A 16,473-nucleotide genomic window follows, 5' to 3' on the forward strand; every position below is an offset into this window, starting at 1 on the left:
TCCCAGCGTACCGGCGGCCTGTTCGCGGGGAGGGCGGGCATCATGGGGCCATGCGGTTCCTCGTCCGGCTCATCGTCAACGCCGTCGCCCTCTGGCTCACCACGCTCCTCGTGAGCGGAGTCGCCGTCGACTCCTTCGGGGACGGTGGTCCCGTCGAGACCGTTCTGACGTACCTGCTCGTCGCGCTGGTGTTCGGCATCGTCAACGCGGTGATCGGCACGCTGATCCGGATCGTGGCGTTCCCCCTCTACGTCCTGACGCTCGGGCTGATCTCGTTCGTCGTCAACGCGGTCCTGCTGCTCATCGTCGCCGGGATCTCGACCGGGCTGGGCTTCGGCCTGTCGGTGGAGTCGTTCGGCTGGGGCATCGTCGGGGCCTTCGTGTTGGCGGTCTTCGCCTGGCTCGTCGGCCTGGTCGCCCGTCCGGTCCTGGGCGGCCGCGGTCGCGCCTGAGGCCGGGCGACCATCGCGCCTGGTGGCCGGGCATCGCGTCCGGCGTCCGGCTGGGCCATGATGTGCACATGACCATGGACGCCGGCGCCCCGTCGCCCTTCCGTGTCTCCTTCGTCTGCAGCGGCAACATCTGCCGGTCCCCGATGGCCGAGATCGTCTTCGCGCAGGTGGCCGCCGACGCCGGCTTGGCGGACCGGTTCGTGGTCGAGTCCGCAGGCACCGGGGACTGGCACGTCGGCGAACCCGCCGACGAGCGCACGATCGCAGCCCTCGCGGCACGCGGATACGATGGCAGCAGGCATCGCGCCCGTCAGTTCGACCCGGACCGGTTCCCGGACCTCGACCTGGTGGTCGCACTCGACCGATCCCACGAACGCATCCTGCGCTCGTGGGCCCCCACCATGGACGACGCCGCGAAGGTGACGCTCCTGTTGCGGTACGACGACGCCTGGCCTCAGCAGGCCGACGTGCCGGACCCGTACTACGCGGACCGACACGAGTTCGACCGGGTGCTCAGCACGGTCGAACGGGCCTGCCGGGCGCTCTTCCACCAGCTCGAGCCGGCAGTCCGCCAGGGAGCCCCATGACCCCCCTTCCCCCGCAGCCGATCAGCCCGCTCGACGGGCGCTACTACCCGATCGTGCACACGGTGGGCGAGCACCTGTCCGAAGCCGGCCTCAACCGTGCCCGGATCCGGGTCGAGGTCGAATGGCTCGTGTTCCTCACCGACCACGCGATGTTCACCACCTCCCCGCTGTCCGTCGACGACAAGGCCGCGCTCCGTGCCCTGGTCGACGACTTCGGCCAGGAGCAGATCGCGGAGCTCGCCGAGATCGAGGCGACCACCCGCCACGACGTCAAGGCAGTCGAGTACTTCGTCCGCCGCCGTCTCAGCGACCTGGGCCTCGACGCCGTCGCCGAGCTGACGCACTTCGCCGCGACCAGCGAGGACGTCAACAACCTCTCCTACGCGCTGACCGTCCGTGACGCCGTCGAACACGTCTGGCTGCCGTCCGCACGCGCGGTCGTGGAGCGCCTGCGGGAGATGGCCACGAGCCTCCGGGCCGTGCCGATGCTCTCGCACACCCACGGCCAGCCCGCGACGCCGACCACGCTCGGCAAGGAGATCGCGGTCGTCGTCTACCGACTCGAGCGGATCCTGTCCCAGGTCGAGCGGGGCGAGTACCTCGGCAAGTTCTCCGGTGCGACCGGCACGTTCTCGGCGCACCTCGCCGCCGACCCGGAGGCGGACTGGCCCGCGCTGTCCCGCGAGTTCGTCGAGGGCCTCGGTCTGACGTGGAACCCGCTGACGACGCAGATCGAGTCGCACGACTGGCAGGCCGAGCTGTACGACCGAGTGCGGCACGCCAACCGCGTCCTGCACAACCTGGCGACCGACGTGTGGACCTACATCTCGATGGGGTACTTCACGCAGATCCCGGTCGCCGGCGCGACCGGGTCGTCGACGATGCCACACAAGATCAACCCGATCCGGTTCGAGAACGCCGAGGCCAACCTCGAGATCTCCTCGGCGCTGTTCTCCACGCTGTCCGAGACCCTGGTCACGAGCCGTCTGCAGCGCGACCTGACCGACTCCACCACCCAGCGCAACATCGGCGTCGCGTTCGGGCACTCGCTGCTCGCGCTCGACAACCTGCGCCGTGGTCTGGGCGAGATCGCGGTGAACGAGATCCGCCTCGCCGAGGACCTCGACCACAACTGGGAGGTCCTGGCCGAGGCCATCCAGACCGTGATCCGCGCCGAGGTCACGGCCGGGCAGTCGGACATCGAAGACCCCTACGCGATGCTCAAGGAGCTCACCCGGGGCAAGCGCATCGGGCGGCAGGAGCTCGTGGCGTTCGTGAACGGACTCGACGTCTCCGATGCTGCGAAGGCCCGACTGACGAACCTCACCCCGGCGACCTACACGGGCCTGGCGGACGAACTCGTCGACCACCTCGAGGTCTGAGCCGGACCCGACCGGTCCGGCCGGCTCGTCGGCCTGGCCGGCCGGTGGTCAGCCGAGCCAGCCGGTGACCTTCCGCACCCAGCGGTGCCGGAAGGCCCGGGCGAGGGTCGTCTCGCCGCGGCAGTACCGGACGAAGTAGCCGCGGCCGAACGGCGTCTTCGAGATGAGGAAGTGGAAGCCGGCCGGGAACCGCGTGAAGACACGGAGCAGCTGTGCCCCGGCGTCGATCTCGGGGACCAGTTCCGAGCGCACCTGCGACTCGTAGCGGTCGAGCGCCGCGCGGTCACCGGCGACGTGCGCGGCAGCGGCGGTTCCGGCCCACTCCCCCGATCGCAGGGCGAACGAGATCCCCTCGCGCGTCCACGGCTCCAGGAGGCCCGCGGTCTCGCCCGCGAGCAGGACTGTGCCACGGCGGAGCGGTGAGTCCCCCGTGCGCCACTGGGTGAGGTGGCCGCTGCTGCGGTCCTGGTCGGTCGGGTGCAGGCCGAGGCGCTCGATCCAGTCGTCCAGGTAGCGACGGGTCTGGTCGGCGTGGCCCTTCTGCTCGATGACCCCGACGGTCAGGGTCTCGGCCTTCGGGAAGACCCAGGCGTACGTGCCGGGGTGCGGGCCCCAGTCCAGGAGCACACCGGTGGCGGCGTCCCCGGGGCGACGCGGGACCTCGACCTCGAGTCCGAGGTCCGTGACGGCCATCACGGCGCCGACGTACCGTCCGACCCGACCGCCGGAGCCGTCGGCGCCGATCACGATGCGCGCGACCAGTTCGTCGCCGTCCGAGAGCGTCAGTCGGGTGCGGCCGTCCTCGTCGGCGAGCGCGCGGACGTTGGCGCCGTCGCGGAAGACGACCCCGGCCTCCTGCGCAGCGTCGACGTTCGCCTGGTCGAACCGCTCCCGGTCGACCATCGCGACGAACGGCACCTCGGTGCGGACCCGGGTCACGCGGCCCATGCGGTGCGAGAAACCGACTTCGGGTAGGTCCGCTTCGATGGTCGCGAGGGCGCGGTCGTTGAGCCGCCGTCGGGACTGCCCGATGATGCCGCCACCGCAGGTCTTGTACCGGGGGAAGACCGCCTTGTCGAGGAGCAGGACGCGGGCGCCGCCGAGCGCTGCGTGCCGGGCTGCGGTGGCACCGGCAGGGCCGGCTCCGACGACCACGACGTCCCAGGGCTGATCGGATTCCGTGTCCTGCATGGGGCCAGAGCCTACCGGCGACCGCCCTCACGACCGCCCTCGCGGCGATGGGAGCGGCTACGCTGACTGCGTCGGGCGTGCAGGCTGCCCCGCGGGGGGCCAGGAGTGGGGAGCGGGATCCGTGTCGAGGGACGTGAGCCGCAACACCGCCGTGCAGATCGTCGACGACCACGGGCTGCCGGGCGCGGTCCCGATGTCCACGATCCGCCGCCTCGTGCAGGAGGTCACCGGCCGTGAGGTCACCTACCGGTTGGTCCGCGGGCTCGCACACCAGGACGTGCACGGGCTCTGGGCCGGGTACGACGACGGGACCGCGGTCGTGTCCTACCCGCCGGCGCCCTCCGGCACGCAGCTCGTCGTCATCAACCACGAGCACGGCCACATGCTCATCAGCCCGGACGGACCGGGGGAGTCGCACGGCATCGACCCTCGGTTCGCTCGGTTCGTCCAGGAGAAGGTCGACGGCATCATGCCCGGCCGCCGGGTGGTCCGGTCCGGGGAGACCCTCGAGCAGGAGTACACGCCGGACCTCGAGTTCCTCTACGGGCACACGGACTTCTCGGAGGACGAGGAACGCCTGGCGGAGCTGGTCGGCGTGGAGCTCAGTGTGCGCGTGATGCGGCACGCCCGCGCACGGGGCCGGGACGTGCGGTTCGGGCGGGTGTTCGGCGGATGAACCTCCTGGACGGCTGGGTCTTCGTGGCGAGCGTGGTGACGGTGGCGTCCGTCGGCCTCGCAGCGCTGTCGATGCTGTCCCCGAACGTGCGCCAGCCGCTGCCGGCGCATCCGGACGCCGACGACCAGACCGGCCCCCGCTCGATGCTCGTCCCCGGGGTGCTCGTCTGGGCGCTGGGGTGCACGCTGCAGGCCCCGTTCGTCTACCTCTGGGTCGACGGTCTGCTCGGCGGGCACAACGTCACGAACCTGGTGTACCGGTCCGCGGTGGTCGTCGCGCTCGGCTGCCTCGAGGTCATGGTCATCCGCGCCGAGCACGGTGAGCGCCGACCCCTCGGCGAACGCCTGACGTGGGGACTGGTCCTGGTGGCCGTCGCCGTGCAGGTCGCCCTCTTCGCGATGAGCGACTGGGCCGTCTCGGACCCGTTCCTCGGCCGGTACACGGGCGAACCGACCCGCGAGTTGTTCGCCGCGGTGCTGCCGATCTGCGTCGGACTGTACGGCGTGCAGGTCGCCGCGGTGGCGTTCCGGGGGCTGCCCCTCTACGGCGAGTGGACGACGCGGTGGGGCGTCTGGCTGATCGGCATCGCCGCGCTCGTCGACCTCGCCTGGATCACCGAGAGCCTGGCCGCGGGCGCGGTGCGGCTGTTCGTCGACCGGCACTTCGCCATGGTCGGCACCGTCGACCCGCTCTGGGAACTGGCCGTGGTGTCGATGGCGAGCCTGACCGCGGTCGGGGTCGTGTTCGCGGCCGCCCGCCCGGTCGTGGTGCCGGTGTGGCGCCGCCTGCTGCTCCTGGTCAGCCTGCCGATCACCGATCGCGCGATGGAGGCGCACCCGGAGTTCAGCGTCTACCCGCGGAGCGTCCGTCGGGCCCACGCGTTCCGGAGCCGCGGAGAAGAGGCCGAGGTGGCGCTCTACCAGCGGTGGGCGGAACTCGAGGACAACATCCGCCTCCGCCAGTTCCGGCCCCGCTGGTACGAACGCGGGGTCATCCACCTGATGGGCGTCGCTGCCACGACCGGCGTGACGGACTCCCTGATCGACGAACTCAGCCTGCCCGACGACGACGTCCCGGCCGGCGACGAGCACACCGAACGAGACCCGGAACGGATCGAGTCGACGCCATGAACCACGACAAGCTCACCGAGGCACAGCAGGCCCAGCGCGCCGAGCCAGCAGGCCCAGCGCGCCGAGCTCGCCCGCAAACTGCACCTGCTCTGCAGCACCATCACCGCCCCTGACGGTGGCCCGGTGACGTACCCGAAGATCCGCGACTGGCTGGCCGACCGGGACGTCAAGCTCAGCCGGTCGCGCTGGGAGTACATGCGCCTGGGCAACCGCTACGTGGTCGAGGACGAGCGGCTGCTGCAGGCGATCGCGGAGTACTTCGAGATCGACCCGTCGTACCTGAGCGGTCCGGCGAGCCAGCTCACCGAGACGATCGACGCCGCACTCCGGTTCACCCTGGCGGAGCGCACCAGCCCGGTCAGCCTCTACGCCGCCCGGACGCTGAACCAGGACGTGACGGCCGAGCACCTGGACCGCCTGACGGCGCTCCTGCACGAGATCGAGGAGGCACGCGGCCGGTCGTGAGAGGGGCCCCGGGACGCGGCCTGCAGGACGGGACCTACGGAGACGCGGGCTGCCGAGACGCGGGCGGCCCGGGCCGGGGCCGGGGCCGGGGCCGGGGCGAGGGCCGGCCGGTCGTCGCTTGGTTCGCGCGCTCGGGCTGGCGATGCAGCCCGGTCACCCGACCCCCTCAACCACGCACCCCGGACGACCGGTCGCCCCGTAACACCCCCCGTGCTACGCCTGCAGCGTAGCGGCTCCCGGTAGGGCGGGCAATACGCACCGTGCGTAGCGGAGCGATGTGGCCTGTCCGGGCCGTCTCAGGCCGTGACGGCCGTGGCCTCGGCGACCAGGGCCTCCAGGACGATCCGGACCGCGGGTCGGACCGCACGGTCGGGACGGACGAGGGCTTCGATCCGTCGTCCGGCGCGGACGTCCGCCAGGGTCGCCAGCCGGAACCGGCCCGGCGCCCGAGTCCGCGAGGTGTACCGCGGGACGAGCGCGATGCCGTGTCCGGCCGCCACCAGGTTCTCGATGACGGGCAGGTGGATCGTGCGGAACGCGACCTCGGGCGGTGCGTCGGTCGCGGCGGCCATCGCGGTGAGCACCCGGTCGATGGGGTAGTCCTCCGGGACACCGATCCAGGTCGCGCCGACGACGTCCTCGATGCCGACACGGTGCCGGTCCGCCAGCGGGTGGTCGAGCGGCAGGGCGACGTCGAGCGGTTCCCGGAGCAGCGGGACGGTCTCGACGCTCCGGCGGTCCGCGCCCCGCCCGCCGTCCGGGCGGTGGCCGATGACGATGTCGTGGTCGGCGGTGAGCGGCGCGAACTCCCCCTCGCTGACGTCGACGTCCGAGAGCTGCAGCGCGATCCCAGGGTGCGCACGCATCCGGGTGAGCAGGCCGGGCAGCAGCAGCTCGGCGGCCGAGGGGAACACCGCCAGGTCGACCGTGCCGGTGCCCCCCGCCAGGTGCTCGGTCCAGGCTGACTCGACGGTCGCCAGTGCCGTGGCGACGCCGGTGGCGAGGCCCGCCAGGACCCGGCCGTGCTCGGTGAGCCGGACGCCGCGACCGATGCGCTCGACGAGCGGGACACCGGCCTGCCGCTGGAGGGTCCGGAGCTGCTGGGACACCGCGCTGGGCGTCCGGTGCGTCGCCGTCGCGACCGCGGTGACGCTGCCCCGCTCGGCGAGTTCGCGGAGGACGGGCAGCAGGGCGATGTCGAAGCCGACCATGCAGGGACCCTACAACGACAGTGTCGGAACGTTCGCTGGTGCTACCGCGTCCGGTGCGGGACGATCGTCCGGTGCTGCTCCGCGACCGCATCCTGGCCCTCGTCGTCGCCGTCGCGTGGGGGCTGAACTTCCCCGCCACGGCGATCGCCCTCGAGCACTACCCGCCGTTCCTGCTCGCCGCACTCCGGTTCACGCTGCTCGCCGTCCCGACGCTGCTGTTCGTGCCGCGGCCGCCGATCCCGTTCCGGTGGATCGTCCTGGTCGGCGCGACGCTCGGCGTGCTGCAGTTCGCGTTCCTCTACCTCGGCATGGCGGCCGGCATGCCCTCGGGGTTGGCGTCGCTCGTCGTGCAGGCCTCGGCACCGTTCACCGTGCTGCTCGCCGGGGTGCTGCTCCGCGAACGGCTGAGCGCCCGGCAGGTGGTCGGGGTCAGCATCGCCGTGGCCGCCCTCGCCGTGATCGCCCTGCACCGTGCCCAGACCGCGGCACTGCTGCCCGTCGTGCTCGTGCTCTGCGGCGCCCTCGGCTGGGCGATCGGCAACGTCGCGACCCGGAAGGCCGGCCCGGTGAACCCGCTGCACCTCACCCTCTGGTGGGCCGTGGTGCCGCCGATCCCGATGGCCGTCCTGTCGTTCCTGGTCGAGGGGCCGGACCGGATCGGGCAGGCGCTCGGCACCGCGTTCACCGCCGCCGCCGTACCCGCGGACCTCGCGGTCCTCTACATCGTGCTGGCGGCGAGCGTCGTCGGCTACGGCATCTGGTCGCGGCTGATGGGCAGGTACCCGTCGAGCACGGTCGCGCCGTTCTCGATGCTGGTGCCGGTCGTCGGGGTGCTGGCATCGTGGGCGGCGTTCGGCGAGGTCCCGGACCTGGTCGAGGTGCTCGCGGGCGCGGTGGTCGTGGGCGCGGTGCTGTGGTCGTCGCGGCCGCCGCGGGCCGGCGCTGCCGGTCGCGAGACGCCGCCGGGCGTCCGAGACGCCGCGGGATCCGGCGGCGTCTCGAGCACACCGGGGCGTCCTGCACAGACGCCGGCGTCTCGACCGTGGACGTCGGCGTCGGCGCCGACACCGGCGTCCCGCGGGCAGCAGCCCCCGGCCGCCGAGCTCAGCCCCGGTGCTGACGCCGTTCCGTGATGATCCCGGCGAGCGCGCCGTGCAGGTGCGGGTAGCGGAACACGTAGCCGGCCTCGGTCAGCCGCGTCGGTACCACCCACCGGCTCTTCAGCACGAGCTCGGTCTCGGTGCGGATGGCGAACGACCCGAGCTCGAGCATCCACCGCCAGGTCGGCAGGCCGAAGCGGCGCCCGACGGCGTCGCGCAGGGTCGCCATCACGGTGCGGTTGTCGGACGGCTCCGGGCTGGTGACGTTCACCGGTCCGTCGATGTCCTCATGGTCGCGGATGAACCGGATCGCACCGAGGACGTCGTCGATGTGCACCCAGCTGAAGCGCTGCCGCCCGTGGGTGTGCCGGTCGTGGTGGTAGGTCCCCGCGGCCAGGCGTGCTCGGGTCGGGAACCACGGCCCGTCGTACTGGGGACCGCCGAGTCCGACCTGCGCCAACCGCAGGAGCGGCAGCAACGCACTGCCGTCGCCGAACACGATCGCCATCCGGAGCGCCACACGCCGTGTCCCGGGCAGGTCCGTCGCGAAGAGTGCGTCCTCCCACGCGCGGGCGACGGAGACCGAGAACCCCTCGCCGAGTTCACCGGTCGCCTCGTCCTGCGGCCGGTCGTCGGCGTGTCGGTAGATCGTCGCAGTCGAGGCGTTCAGCCACAGCGGCGGCGGGTGCTCGGCCGACCGGATCGCCTCGGCGAGTTCGAGCGTGGTGTCGACGCGGGAGCGCATGATCTCCGCTCGGTTCCGGCGCCCGTACCGGCAGTTGACGCTCTTGCCCGCCATGTTCACGACGAGGTCGGCACCGTCCACGAGTTCGCGGATCCGCAGGGTGTTGCCCCACACCGCGTCACCGGTCCTGCCGACGGTGACGACCTGGTACCCCTCGGCGCGGAACGCGTCCTGCAGGTGCCGGCCGACGAAACCACTCGCCCCCGCCACCACCACACGCCGCTGTTGCTGCTGCTCGTCCATGCTGTCCTCCCGGCTCCGGTCACACGTCGTCGGGCACGACGGCGTACCGGAACGCCCCCTCGTACCGGTACAGCGTGCCGATCACCGGCGCGGAGAGCGTCAGGGACACGCGCTGCTCGTCCGCATCGTCATCGAATCGTTCCGTCAGCTCCACCCGCGGCGCGATGACGACCGGGAGGCTCCACTCCCGACCCAGCGCATGCACGGTCACGCGGGTGGAGACCAGGCGGAGCGCCCCCGCGTCGGGTCCGGCCACGGGGACCTCGACCGCCAGCAGCGCGCTCACCCGGCCGCGGTGGCCGAGGTGGTCGACGAGTCCCTCCGGCTCCGCCGTGATCGCGTCGACCATGGTGCGGTCACCGTTCGCGAAGTGGAAGGTGCGGTGCGCGCGGACCGCTGGGCGCGCCTCCCGGCCGGGGTCCGTTCCCGGCCGTCCGCGACGCACCTGGACCGGGCGGTTCTCGACCGTGAACGGGACGTCGTGCTCCCACACCGGGAACATCACCCCGTCCCGCGCGAAGGCGGCCAGGAGCGGCCAGAGCCAGCGCCTCGGGGTGCCGACGACGGAGAAGACGCCGGTGCCGCGGCCGACGTGTCCGGGCGGAACCGCCCCGAAGTAGGTGCGGAGCCGCGGGTGGAGCGCCGCGAGGCCGTCGTCGGGCGCGCTCAGTTGGTACGGCGACCCGGTCACGCTCCGATCCTGGCACGCCGTCGGAGGCGGCTCCTACGATGGGCGACATGGGACACGAGCACGGCCACACGCACGGACACGCGTCCGAGCGTGCGCTGCTGATCGCGTTCTGCATCTCGGCGAGCATCCTGCTGGCCGAGGTCGTCGGCGCGGTCGTCACCGGGTCGCTCGCACTGCTCGTCGACGCCGGGCACATGGTCGTCGACACCGGTGGGCTCGGGATCGGCCTCGTCGCCACCCGGCTCGCCCGGCGCATCCCGACCGCACGGCGCACCTGGGGGTACCAGCGCGCCGAGGTCCTCGGCGCGACGGCCCAGGCGGCGATCCTGCTCGCCGTCGGCGTCTACGTCGTGATCTCGGCGGTGCGACGGTTGTTCGTCCCGGAGGAGATCGATGCCGGACCGCTGCTGGTCTTCGGCTTCGTGGGGCTCATCGGCAACCTCGTCGCGTTCGCGGTGCTGGTCCGGGCATCCGGTGAGGGCTTCACCTCGCGGGCCGCTCGGCTCGAGGTCCTCAACGACACCCTCGGGTCCGTCGCCGTCATCGTCGCGGCCGTCGTGCTGTTCCTGACCGGGTGGCAGCGAGCCGATTCCGTCGCCGCACTGCTCATCGGCGTGCTCATCCTGCCCCGGGCCGTGAAGCTCCTGCGCGAGACCGCCGACGTGCTGCTCGAGGCGACCCCGCGTGGCCTGGACCTGGACGCCGTCCGCGGACACATCCTGGAGCTCGACCACGTCATCGCGGTGCACGACCTGCACGCCACGCTGGTGTCGACGGGCGTCCCGAACCTCACCGCGCACGTCGTGGTGGACGACCACTGCTTCACGACCGCGCACGCGCCGGCGATCCTCGACGAGCTGCAGCAGTGCGTCGCCGAGCACTTCGACGTGCCGGTCGAGCACTCCACGTTCCAGCTCGAGCCCGCTTCGCACCAGCGGCACGAACACGAGGTGCACGCCTGACCGGTGCCGGTGCCGATGCCGGTACCGGTACCGGTGCCGATGCCGATGCCGATGCCGATGCCGATGCCGACGATCGTCTCGGCGTGGTGGCCGGCCGGCGCCAGCCGGTCAGCAGTCGGAGTCGCGCGTCGGGTACGCGGTGATCACCCGCTCGGTGGTCGCCGAGACGATCACCTTGACGAACCCGTCCGGGCTGGGCGTGCTGCCGTCGTCGAAGCGGACGGGTGCGGCGTAACAGACCTTGCCGTCCCCGGCGTCGACGGGAAGCCCCTTCTGCGGATTCGTCAGCGCCGCCCGCACCGCCGTGAGCATGGCGTCGTCCCAGTCCCGCTGCGTGGTGTGCCCCGCCAGGACGTCCTGCCAGTCGCGGGTGTGCCGGACGCGGATGTGCTCGTAGCCCTGCGCCGAGGTGCCGCACTGCAGCACGACCTCGCCGAGTGCGGCCGTGTCGTACCGCGCGACCGAGGCGCGGCCGTCCGACGCGCACCGGTCGAGGACCGCGGTGCCGGGCAGGTCCGGGCCGCTGCGGGTGATGACCGCGACGCTGCTGTCGCTGCTGGTCTCGGTGCTGCCGGTGTCGGTGCTGCCGGTGTCGGCGCCCTGGCCGGCCGGAGCGGTCGCCGTTGCCGAGGGAGCCGCGGAGAGGACGGCGTCGTCACCCTCACGGGCGTTCGTCAGCGCGAAGCCGCCGATCACGACGACGGCGGCGACCACAGCGGCGATGCCGGTCAGGGCGGAACGAGAGCGCTGGGCGGGCATGCGGCCAGTATGCCGGAGGGGTGCGGGCCTCCCGGCCGGAGGGCCGCATGCCCGAGACGCCGCTGGATCCGGCGGCGTCTCGCCGAGTCCGCGGCGTCTCTCGCAGACAGGCCCGTCTCGGCCGGGAGGCGCGTGCCGGTCAGGCGCGTGCGGCCAGTCGGGCTCCGGCGAAGACCGCGAGCGCCGCGACGAGCACCACGTACCCGATGAGCACCGGCAGGGTGGGCAGTACGAGCAGCGCGGCGCCGACCGCGACGACCGGCACGGTGAGCCCGGCGTAGGCGATGAGGAAGGTGGCCGCGAGGACCCCGCCGCGCTCCTCCGGGCCGACGAGGGCACCGGCGCTGCCGATGGAGGCGCGGAAGAGGAGGCCGACGCCGGCACCCGCGACGACGCCACCACCGATGAAGCCGGCGACCTGGAGGACCACCGCGGACACCGCGAGGACGGCGAGCCCGCCGACCAGCAGGACGACGCCGAGACGGATCTGGGTGCGCTGCGGGAGCTTCGCGAACACCACCTGGGACAGGGCACTCGCGGCGAAGACGCCGAAGGTCGTCGCGCCGGCGGCCAGCCGGTCGGTCACGTGGAAGGTGGTGCCGAGGAACGTCGGCGCGACCGACGTGAAGAGCCCCTGCACGGCGAGCGCGGCGAAGGCACCGGTGCCGGCGGCCCAGAACGCGGCGCCCTGGCCCTCGGGTGCCCGCAGCGGCTGCGGGTGGTACGGCACGGGCTCGGTCGGACGGTCGACGGTCTCCGGGACGGCGAGGACGACCACGAACGCGATCACGAGTGCCACGACGAACACCACGTACGGGACCATCAGCGGCCGTCCGACGAACTCGGCCAGCGCGCCGCCGATGAGTGCGCCGAGGGAGAGTCCGCCGAGGTTCACCACGCCAGCTGCGACGCTCGCGCCCTTCGCGGAGGACTCGTCACCGGTCGCCCGGACCTTGAGTTCCCCGAGGTGCGCGGTCGCCGTGGCGGTGAGTGTCCCGACGCCGAGACCGGTGACGAGTCGCGCGACGATCAGACCCGTCACGTCGTTCCAGACCAGGAACAGGACCGCGGCGACGAGTTCCAGCGCGATCGAGACGAGGATGAGCGGGCGACGACCGTGCACGTCGCTGAGGTGCCCGGCGAGCCACAGGGACCCGACCACACCGAGCCCGTAGGCGGCGAAGACGACGGTCGTGGTGAAGGTCGGGAAGCCGTCTCGTGCCTGGTAGATGACGTAGAGCGGCGCGGGGACGGTCGCGAAGGCCATCACCGATGTGAACGCGAAGGCGACGGCCCAGAAGCCGTAGCCGTGGCGCCGGCGGGTGTGCGCAAGACGGCCGCGAGGGGCCGGAGCGGTGGCCGGTGAGCCGGTCGCCGGAGGTTCGATGACGGTTGACATGCTCCGATGCTCGCGCGGCCCGTTCATCGGGTCAAACGGATCATCTTGATGTGCGCCATCGAGATCATCGATGATGGTGGCATGGAGACCCGCCTGCTCGAACAGTTCCTCAACGTCGCGGCCGAGGGCAGCGTCACCCGTGCGGCCGAACGGCTCTGGGCTGCACAGTCGACCGTGTCGGCCGGCATCGCGAGCCTGGAACGGACGCTCGGAGTGCGGCTCTTCGAACGCGGCGGCCGACGCCTCGTCCTGACCGCCACCGGCGAGGACCTGCTGCCCCATGCCCGCGCCGTCCTCGAGTCGCTCGACCGGATGCGCGACGTCGCCGCGGTGTCCGACGCCGAACTCCGCGGCCGGGTCCGGTTGGGGATCTTCACGAGCATGGACGTCGTCGACCTGACCGGCGTCCTGCGCGGCTTCCGGCAGCGCCATCCGCTGGTCGCCGTCGAGCTCATGACCTCACCGAGCGGGACCACGGGGCTCGTGCAGGACCTGGTCGCGGGACGGCTGGACCTCGCGTACACCGGCCTGCCGACGACCCCGTCCGGCGTCGTCGTCGAACCCCTGCGCGAGATGCCGTTCCGGGTGTTCGTCGCCGCCGACCACCCGCTCGCCGGTCGCTCCTCGGTGTCGCTGGCGGAGCTGGCTGACGAGTCCTTCGTGGACACCGCGCACGGATTCGCCAACCGGATGATCCTGGACGGTGTACTCGACCGGCTCGGCATCCGGCGCCGGGTGGTCGCCGAGATGAACGACATGCCCGCGGTGGTGCGCTTCGCGTCGGCGGGCATCGGCGTGGGCGTCGTCCCGGACTCGGGCGTCCGCCACGACGGTGCCGTGCTGGAGCTCGAGGACGAGGTCGAGCCGCTCCGGATCGGACTCGCGATGCGCAGCGTCCCGGAGCCCAACCGGGCGACGCAGGCGCTGGCCCGGGCGATCGTCGCAGCGCGGCGCTGACGTCGCGGGCACGGAAGTCCCGGGCACGGACGTCCCGGGCGGTGGCGTCCCAGCGCCGGGTGGCCGCACCGAGCGGGACCGCCGCCCGTGCGTCAGCCGCGGAGCAGCGGCGCGATGCTCTCGACGGACCGTCGTGCGGCCGCCGTGGTCGACAGGAAGCCCACGAGGACGATCGCCGCGCCGATCCCGACGACGATCCACCACATCGGGTGCGTGGCCACCGCGAACCCGGACCCGACCGTCGCGACCGCGCTGGCTCCCGTGACCGTCCCGGCGAGGGCGACTCCGAGCGACACCCCGGTCTGCCGGCTGGTCGAGGCGACGGCGGCAGCGGAACCGGACTGAGCGCGGGGCATCCCCGACACCGCGGTGTTCGTGATGGGTGCGTTCACCATGCCGAACCCGAAGCCGAACAGCACGAACGCCGCCACGAGGACCCACATCGGCGTCGACGCCTGCACGGTCGTCAGGACCGCACCGGCACCGGCGATCCCGATGCCGGCGAGGACGAGCGGCACCCTCGTACCGACGGTGCCGATGAGCCGGCCGGAGATCGGCGACACGAGCATCGTCATCAGGGCGGAGGGAAGCGTCCAGAGGCCCGCCTCGAACGGGGTCATCCCCCGGACCTCCTGGAGGTAGAGCGCGCTGAGGAACAGGAACGCCCCGTTCGCACCGAACGCCACGAGTGCGGTGCCGACGGCGGAGGAGAACGGGATGCTCCGGAAGAACCGGAGGTCGATCAGCGGCTCGGCGGTGCGCCCCTCGACGACCACGAGGGCGACCAGCGCCGCGGCCGCGAGGACGAAGAGTCCGAGCGCGCCGGGCGATGCCCAGCCCAGGCGCGGACCCTCGATGAGACCGCCGACCAGGCTCGCGAGCAGCACGATGACGATGCCCTGCCCGAGCGGGTCGAGCTTCCGCGGCTTCGGCGAACGCGACTCCGGGACGAAGAGGAACGTCAGCACGACCGCGGCGATCCCGATCGGGACGTTGATGAGGAAGATCGCCCGCCACCCCACGGTGTCCGTCAGCGCGCCGCCGACCAGCGGTCCGACGCCCATCGAGACACCGACGACCGCACCCCAGACGCCGACGGCGCGGGCTCGCTCCTTCGCGTCGTCGAAGGTCGCCGTGATGATGCTCATCGCGACCGGGTTCATCATCGACCCGCCGACCGCCTGGACCATGCGGAAGACGACGAGCCAGCCGACACTCGGGGCGAGCGAGCACAGCAGCGACCCGGCCGTGAAGAGCGCGAGCCCGACCTGGAACGTCGTGCGCCGGCCGATGCGGTCCGCCGTCGAACCGGAGAGCAGCAGCAGGCTGGCGAGGACGAGCGTGTAGGCGTCGATGGTCCACTGCAGGCCGGAGATCGTGCTGTGGAGTTCGCGGCCGATGGACGGCAGTGCGACGTTCACCACGGTGGCGTCCATCGACACGATGAACAGGCTCATGCAGCAGACCGCGAGGATCAGGTACCGGTGCCGGTAGCGAGCCGGGAGGCGCGGATCACCCTGCTCGGGCCGGTGCGATCCCGACGTGGTTCGTCGGGTCGTGGACTCAGTGGAAGCCGTCGTCGTCTCCTCGTCCGGGGGTGTTGTGGCCGCCGAGCATGTCGTTGTCGTCCTGGTCGGTGGTCGAGGTCAGCTGGAGCATGGCCATGACGACGACCACGACGACGAAGCTCACGCCGAAGAAGATCAAGGACAGCGTGGGTTCACGCGTCGACATCAGCACGACGAGCCCGACGACGACCGCGATCACGGCGGACATCCCGAGGAGCTCGGCGGGACGCAGACGGTCGCGGCGGGTGGGGGTGCTCATGCGTGTGGTGCTCCGTCCGGGGCGACCGCCGGGGCAGCCGTTCCCCACTTGTGCGAGAGGCCGGCGATCAGGTGGAAGACCGCCGCGATGGCGAGGTAGGCGCCGAGGAGACCGACCAGGACGATCGACGCGTCGAGGGTGCCGGTCACCCGCTCCACCCCGCCGAGCTGCTGCGAGTAGTCCGGCGGCGTCAGCAGGAACGCGATCGCGAGCAACAGCGTGAGGCCGCCGACCGTCGTCCAGTCGCGGGCGAACGGCGAGCGCCGACGGGCCCGCAGACCCTGTGACAGTTCGAGTGCGCCGGTCAGGACGGCGAACGCCACGACCAGGGTGATGAACGCCGGCAGTCCGAGGCCGTTGCACGCGAGCGCCGCGACACCGGCCACGACCGAGAGCGCAGCCTGCGCGAGACCCGAGCGTCGTGAGCGGTCGTCCCCGGGGAGTCGGGACGCGCTGCCCCAGGCGAGCACCGCGCCGTCCACGAGGGCGAAGACACCGAACAGCACCAGGCCGAAGCCGGCCGAGTGGTTCGGGGAGAACGTGATCACCATCGCGATCACGGCTGCCGGAACGGCCCGGAGGACCGGGACCGGCCAGTACCGTGCTCGCTGCGCGGCGTCGTCCACGGAGTGGGACACGGGACCTCTCTCGGGCTGTCGGTTCGTACGGTCGATCCTACCGCCGTCGATGTGGGCA

Annotated in this window: 18 protein-coding genes; 9 read left to right on the forward strand and 9 right to left on the reverse strand. The window is 72.3% G+C overall.

The window, feature by feature from the left end:
• Nucleotides 1-50: 50 nt before the first annotated feature.
• From DEJ31_RS11725 to purB, 3 genes are all read left to right on the forward strand, one after another.
• Nucleotides 51-452: a phage holin family protein gene (locus DEJ31_RS11725; protein ID WP_110904996.1), complete on the forward strand. Its 402-nt coding sequence runs from the start codon at nucleotides 51-53 to the stop codon at nucleotides 450-452.
• Nucleotides 453-526: 74 nt separating this feature from the next.
• The gene (locus tag DEJ31_RS11730; RefSeq protein ID WP_110905026.1) at nucleotides 527-1,039 is read left to right on the forward strand and encodes a low molecular weight protein-tyrosine-phosphatase; all 513 of its coding nucleotides are present in this window, start codon (nucleotides 527-529) and stop codon (nucleotides 1,037-1,039) included.
• Nucleotides 1,036-2,421 (forward strand): adenylosuccinate lyase, encoded by a 1,386-nt coding sequence (gene purB, locus DEJ31_RS11735; protein ID WP_111121937.1) that lies wholly within the window; start codon nucleotides 1,036-1,038, stop codon nucleotides 2,419-2,421. The genes DEJ31_RS11730 and purB overlap by 4 nt, the downstream gene beginning before the upstream one ends.
• A 48-nt stretch (nucleotides 2,422-2,469) precedes the next feature.
• Here purB and DEJ31_RS11740 read toward each other — a convergent pair whose 3' ends face one another.
• Complete coding sequence (locus tag DEJ31_RS11740; protein WP_111121938.1) at nucleotides 2,470-3,612, reverse strand: geranylgeranyl reductase family protein; 1,143 nt, start codon at nucleotides 3,610-3,612, stop codon at nucleotides 2,470-2,472.
• Between the two features lie 133 nt (nucleotides 3,613-3,745).
• On the opposite strand from DEJ31_RS11740, the gene DEJ31_RS11745 reads away from it, so the two are divergent.
• From DEJ31_RS11745 to DEJ31_RS11755, 3 genes are all read left to right on the forward strand, one after another.
• Nucleotides 3,746-4,288 (forward strand): hypothetical protein, encoded by a 543-nt coding sequence (locus tag DEJ31_RS11745; RefSeq protein WP_111044572.1) that lies wholly within the window; start codon nucleotides 3,746-3,748, stop codon nucleotides 4,286-4,288.
• On the forward strand, nucleotides 4,285-5,418 hold the full coding sequence (locus DEJ31_RS11750) for a hypothetical protein (protein WP_111121939.1): 1,134 nt from the start codon (nucleotides 4,285-4,287) through the stop codon (nucleotides 5,416-5,418). The genes DEJ31_RS11745 and DEJ31_RS11750 overlap by 4 nt, the downstream gene beginning before the upstream one ends.
• Before the next feature lie 123 nt (nucleotides 5,419-5,541).
• Nucleotides 5,542-5,883: a hypothetical protein gene (locus DEJ31_RS11755; RefSeq protein WP_111121940.1), complete on the forward strand. Its 342-nt coding sequence runs from the start codon at nucleotides 5,542-5,544 to the stop codon at nucleotides 5,881-5,883.
• A 296-nt stretch (nucleotides 5,884-6,179) separates the two neighbouring features.
• Here the strand turns inward: DEJ31_RS11755 and DEJ31_RS11760 are convergent, their stop codons facing one another.
• Nucleotides 6,180-7,094: a LysR family transcriptional regulator gene (locus DEJ31_RS11760; protein WP_111121941.1), complete on the reverse strand. Its 915-nt coding sequence runs from the start codon at nucleotides 7,092-7,094 to the stop codon at nucleotides 6,180-6,182.
• 71 nt (nucleotides 7,095-7,165) lie between these two features.
• Between DEJ31_RS11760 and DEJ31_RS11765 the strand changes: the two genes are divergently transcribed.
• Nucleotides 7,166-8,227 carry an EamA family transporter gene (locus DEJ31_RS11765; RefSeq protein WP_258366275.1) on the forward strand — a complete coding sequence of 354 codons (1,062 nt, stop codon included), beginning with the start codon at nucleotides 7,166-7,168 and terminating at the stop codon, nucleotides 8,225-8,227.
• Here the strand turns inward: DEJ31_RS11765 and DEJ31_RS11770 are convergent.
• Entirely contained in the window at nucleotides 8,199-9,182 is a 984-nt protein-coding gene (locus DEJ31_RS11770; protein WP_111121942.1) for an epimerase, read from the reverse strand. The two genes, DEJ31_RS11765 and DEJ31_RS11770, sit on opposite strands and share 29 nt — an antisense overlap.
• A gap of 19 nt (nucleotides 9,183-9,201) precedes the next feature.
• Nucleotides 9,202-9,873 (reverse strand): DUF4166 domain-containing protein, encoded by a 672-nt coding sequence (locus DEJ31_RS11775; protein ID WP_110905004.1) that lies wholly within the window; start codon nucleotides 9,871-9,873, stop codon nucleotides 9,202-9,204.
• A 47-nt stretch (nucleotides 9,874-9,920) separates the two neighbouring features.
• Here DEJ31_RS11775 and DEJ31_RS11780 point away from each other — a divergent pair, with 47 nt between their 5' ends.
• Nucleotides 9,921-10,835 (forward strand): cation diffusion facilitator family transporter, encoded by a 915-nt coding sequence (locus DEJ31_RS11780; protein WP_111044566.1) that lies wholly within the window; start codon nucleotides 9,921-9,923, stop codon nucleotides 10,833-10,835.
• Between the two features lie 108 nt (nucleotides 10,836-10,943).
• Here the strand turns inward: DEJ31_RS11780 and DEJ31_RS11785 are convergent, their stop codons facing one another.
• On the reverse strand, nucleotides 10,944-11,594 hold the full coding sequence (locus DEJ31_RS11785) for a hypothetical protein (RefSeq protein WP_111121943.1): 651 nt from the start codon (nucleotides 11,592-11,594) through the stop codon (nucleotides 10,944-10,946).
• A 139-nt stretch (nucleotides 11,595-11,733) separates the two neighbouring features.
• On the reverse strand, nucleotides 11,734-12,993 hold the full coding sequence (locus tag DEJ31_RS11790) for an MFS transporter (RefSeq protein WP_110905007.1): 1,260 nt from the start codon (nucleotides 12,991-12,993) through the stop codon (nucleotides 11,734-11,736).
• Nucleotides 12,994-13,041: 48 nt separating this feature from the next.
• Between DEJ31_RS11790 and DEJ31_RS11795 the strand changes: the two genes are divergently transcribed.
• On the forward strand, nucleotides 13,042-13,950 hold the full coding sequence (locus DEJ31_RS11795) for a LysR family transcriptional regulator (protein ID WP_181421697.1): 909 nt from the start codon (nucleotides 13,042-13,044) through the stop codon (nucleotides 13,948-13,950).
• Between the two features lie 92 nt (nucleotides 13,951-14,042).
• Here DEJ31_RS11795 and DEJ31_RS11800 read toward each other — a convergent pair whose 3' ends face one another.
• The 3 genes from DEJ31_RS11800 to DEJ31_RS11810 all read right to left on the reverse strand — a co-directional run bounded on the left by DEJ31_RS11800 (nucleotide 14,043) and on the right by DEJ31_RS11810 (nucleotide 16,415).
• Nucleotides 14,043-15,428: an MFS transporter gene (locus DEJ31_RS11800; protein WP_309146538.1), complete on the reverse strand. Its 1,386-nt coding sequence runs from the start codon at nucleotides 15,426-15,428 to the stop codon at nucleotides 14,043-14,045.
• A gap of 85 nt (nucleotides 15,429-15,513) precedes the next feature.
• On the reverse strand, nucleotides 15,514-15,777 hold the full coding sequence (locus DEJ31_RS11805; protein WP_110905010.1) for a hypothetical protein: 264 nt from the start codon (nucleotides 15,775-15,777) through the stop codon (nucleotides 15,514-15,516).
• Nucleotides 15,774-16,415, reverse strand: coding sequence for a DUF308 domain-containing protein (locus DEJ31_RS11810; protein WP_258366276.1), 642 nt, complete (start codon nucleotides 16,413-16,415; stop codon nucleotides 15,774-15,776). The genes DEJ31_RS11805 and DEJ31_RS11810 overlap by 4 nt, the downstream gene beginning before the upstream one ends.
• Nucleotides 16,416-16,473: the final 58 nt, after the last annotated feature.

Origin of the sequence: Curtobacterium sp. MCPF17_031, from assembly GCF_003234035.1 — a bacterium.
Taxonomy (GTDB): Bacteria; Actinomycetota; Actinomycetes; order Actinomycetales; family Microbacteriaceae; genus Curtobacterium.

Excerpts from the sequence above, each read along its gene's own strand:
- DEJ31_RS11785 (WP_111121943.1), bottom strand. The coding sequence starts at position 11,594 with ATGCCCGCCCAGCGCTCTCGTTCCGCCCTGACCGGCATCGCCGCTGTG.
- DEJ31_RS11760 (WP_111121941.1), bottom strand. The coding sequence starts at position 7,094 with ATGGTCGGCTTCGACATCGCCCTGCTGCCCGTCCTCCGCGAACTCGCC.
- DEJ31_RS11730 (WP_110905026.1), top strand. The coding sequence starts at position 527 with ATGGACGCCGGCGCCCCGTCGCCCTTCCGTGTCTCCTTCGTCTGCAGC.
- purB (WP_111121937.1), top strand. The coding sequence starts at position 1,036 with ATGACCCCCCTTCCCCCGCAGCCGATCAGCCCGCTCGACGGGCGCTAC.
- DEJ31_RS11795 (WP_181421697.1), top strand. The coding sequence starts at position 13,042 with ATGTGCGCCATCGAGATCATCGATGATGGTGGCATGGAGACCCGCCTG.
- DEJ31_RS11780 (WP_111044566.1), top strand. The coding sequence starts at position 9,921 with ATGGGACACGAGCACGGCCACACGCACGGACACGCGTCCGAGCGTGCG.
- DEJ31_RS11750 (WP_111121939.1), top strand. The coding sequence starts at position 4,285 with ATGAACCTCCTGGACGGCTGGGTCTTCGTGGCGAGCGTGGTGACGGTG.
- DEJ31_RS11805 (WP_110905010.1), bottom strand. The coding sequence starts at position 15,777 with ATGAGCACCCCCACCCGCCGCGACCGTCTGCGTCCCGCCGAGCTCCTC.
- DEJ31_RS11770 (WP_111121942.1), bottom strand. The coding sequence starts at position 9,182 with ATGGACGAGCAGCAGCAACAGCGGCGTGTGGTGGTGGCGGGGGCGAGT.
- DEJ31_RS11790 (WP_110905007.1), bottom strand. The coding sequence starts at position 12,993 with ATGTCAACCGTCATCGAACCTCCGGCGACCGGCTCACCGGCCACCGCT.
- DEJ31_RS11725 (WP_110904996.1), top strand. The coding sequence starts at position 51 with ATGCGGTTCCTCGTCCGGCTCATCGTCAACGCCGTCGCCCTCTGGCTC.
- DEJ31_RS11740 (WP_111121938.1), bottom strand. The coding sequence starts at position 3,612 with ATGCAGGACACGGAATCCGATCAGCCCTGGGACGTCGTGGTCGTCGGA.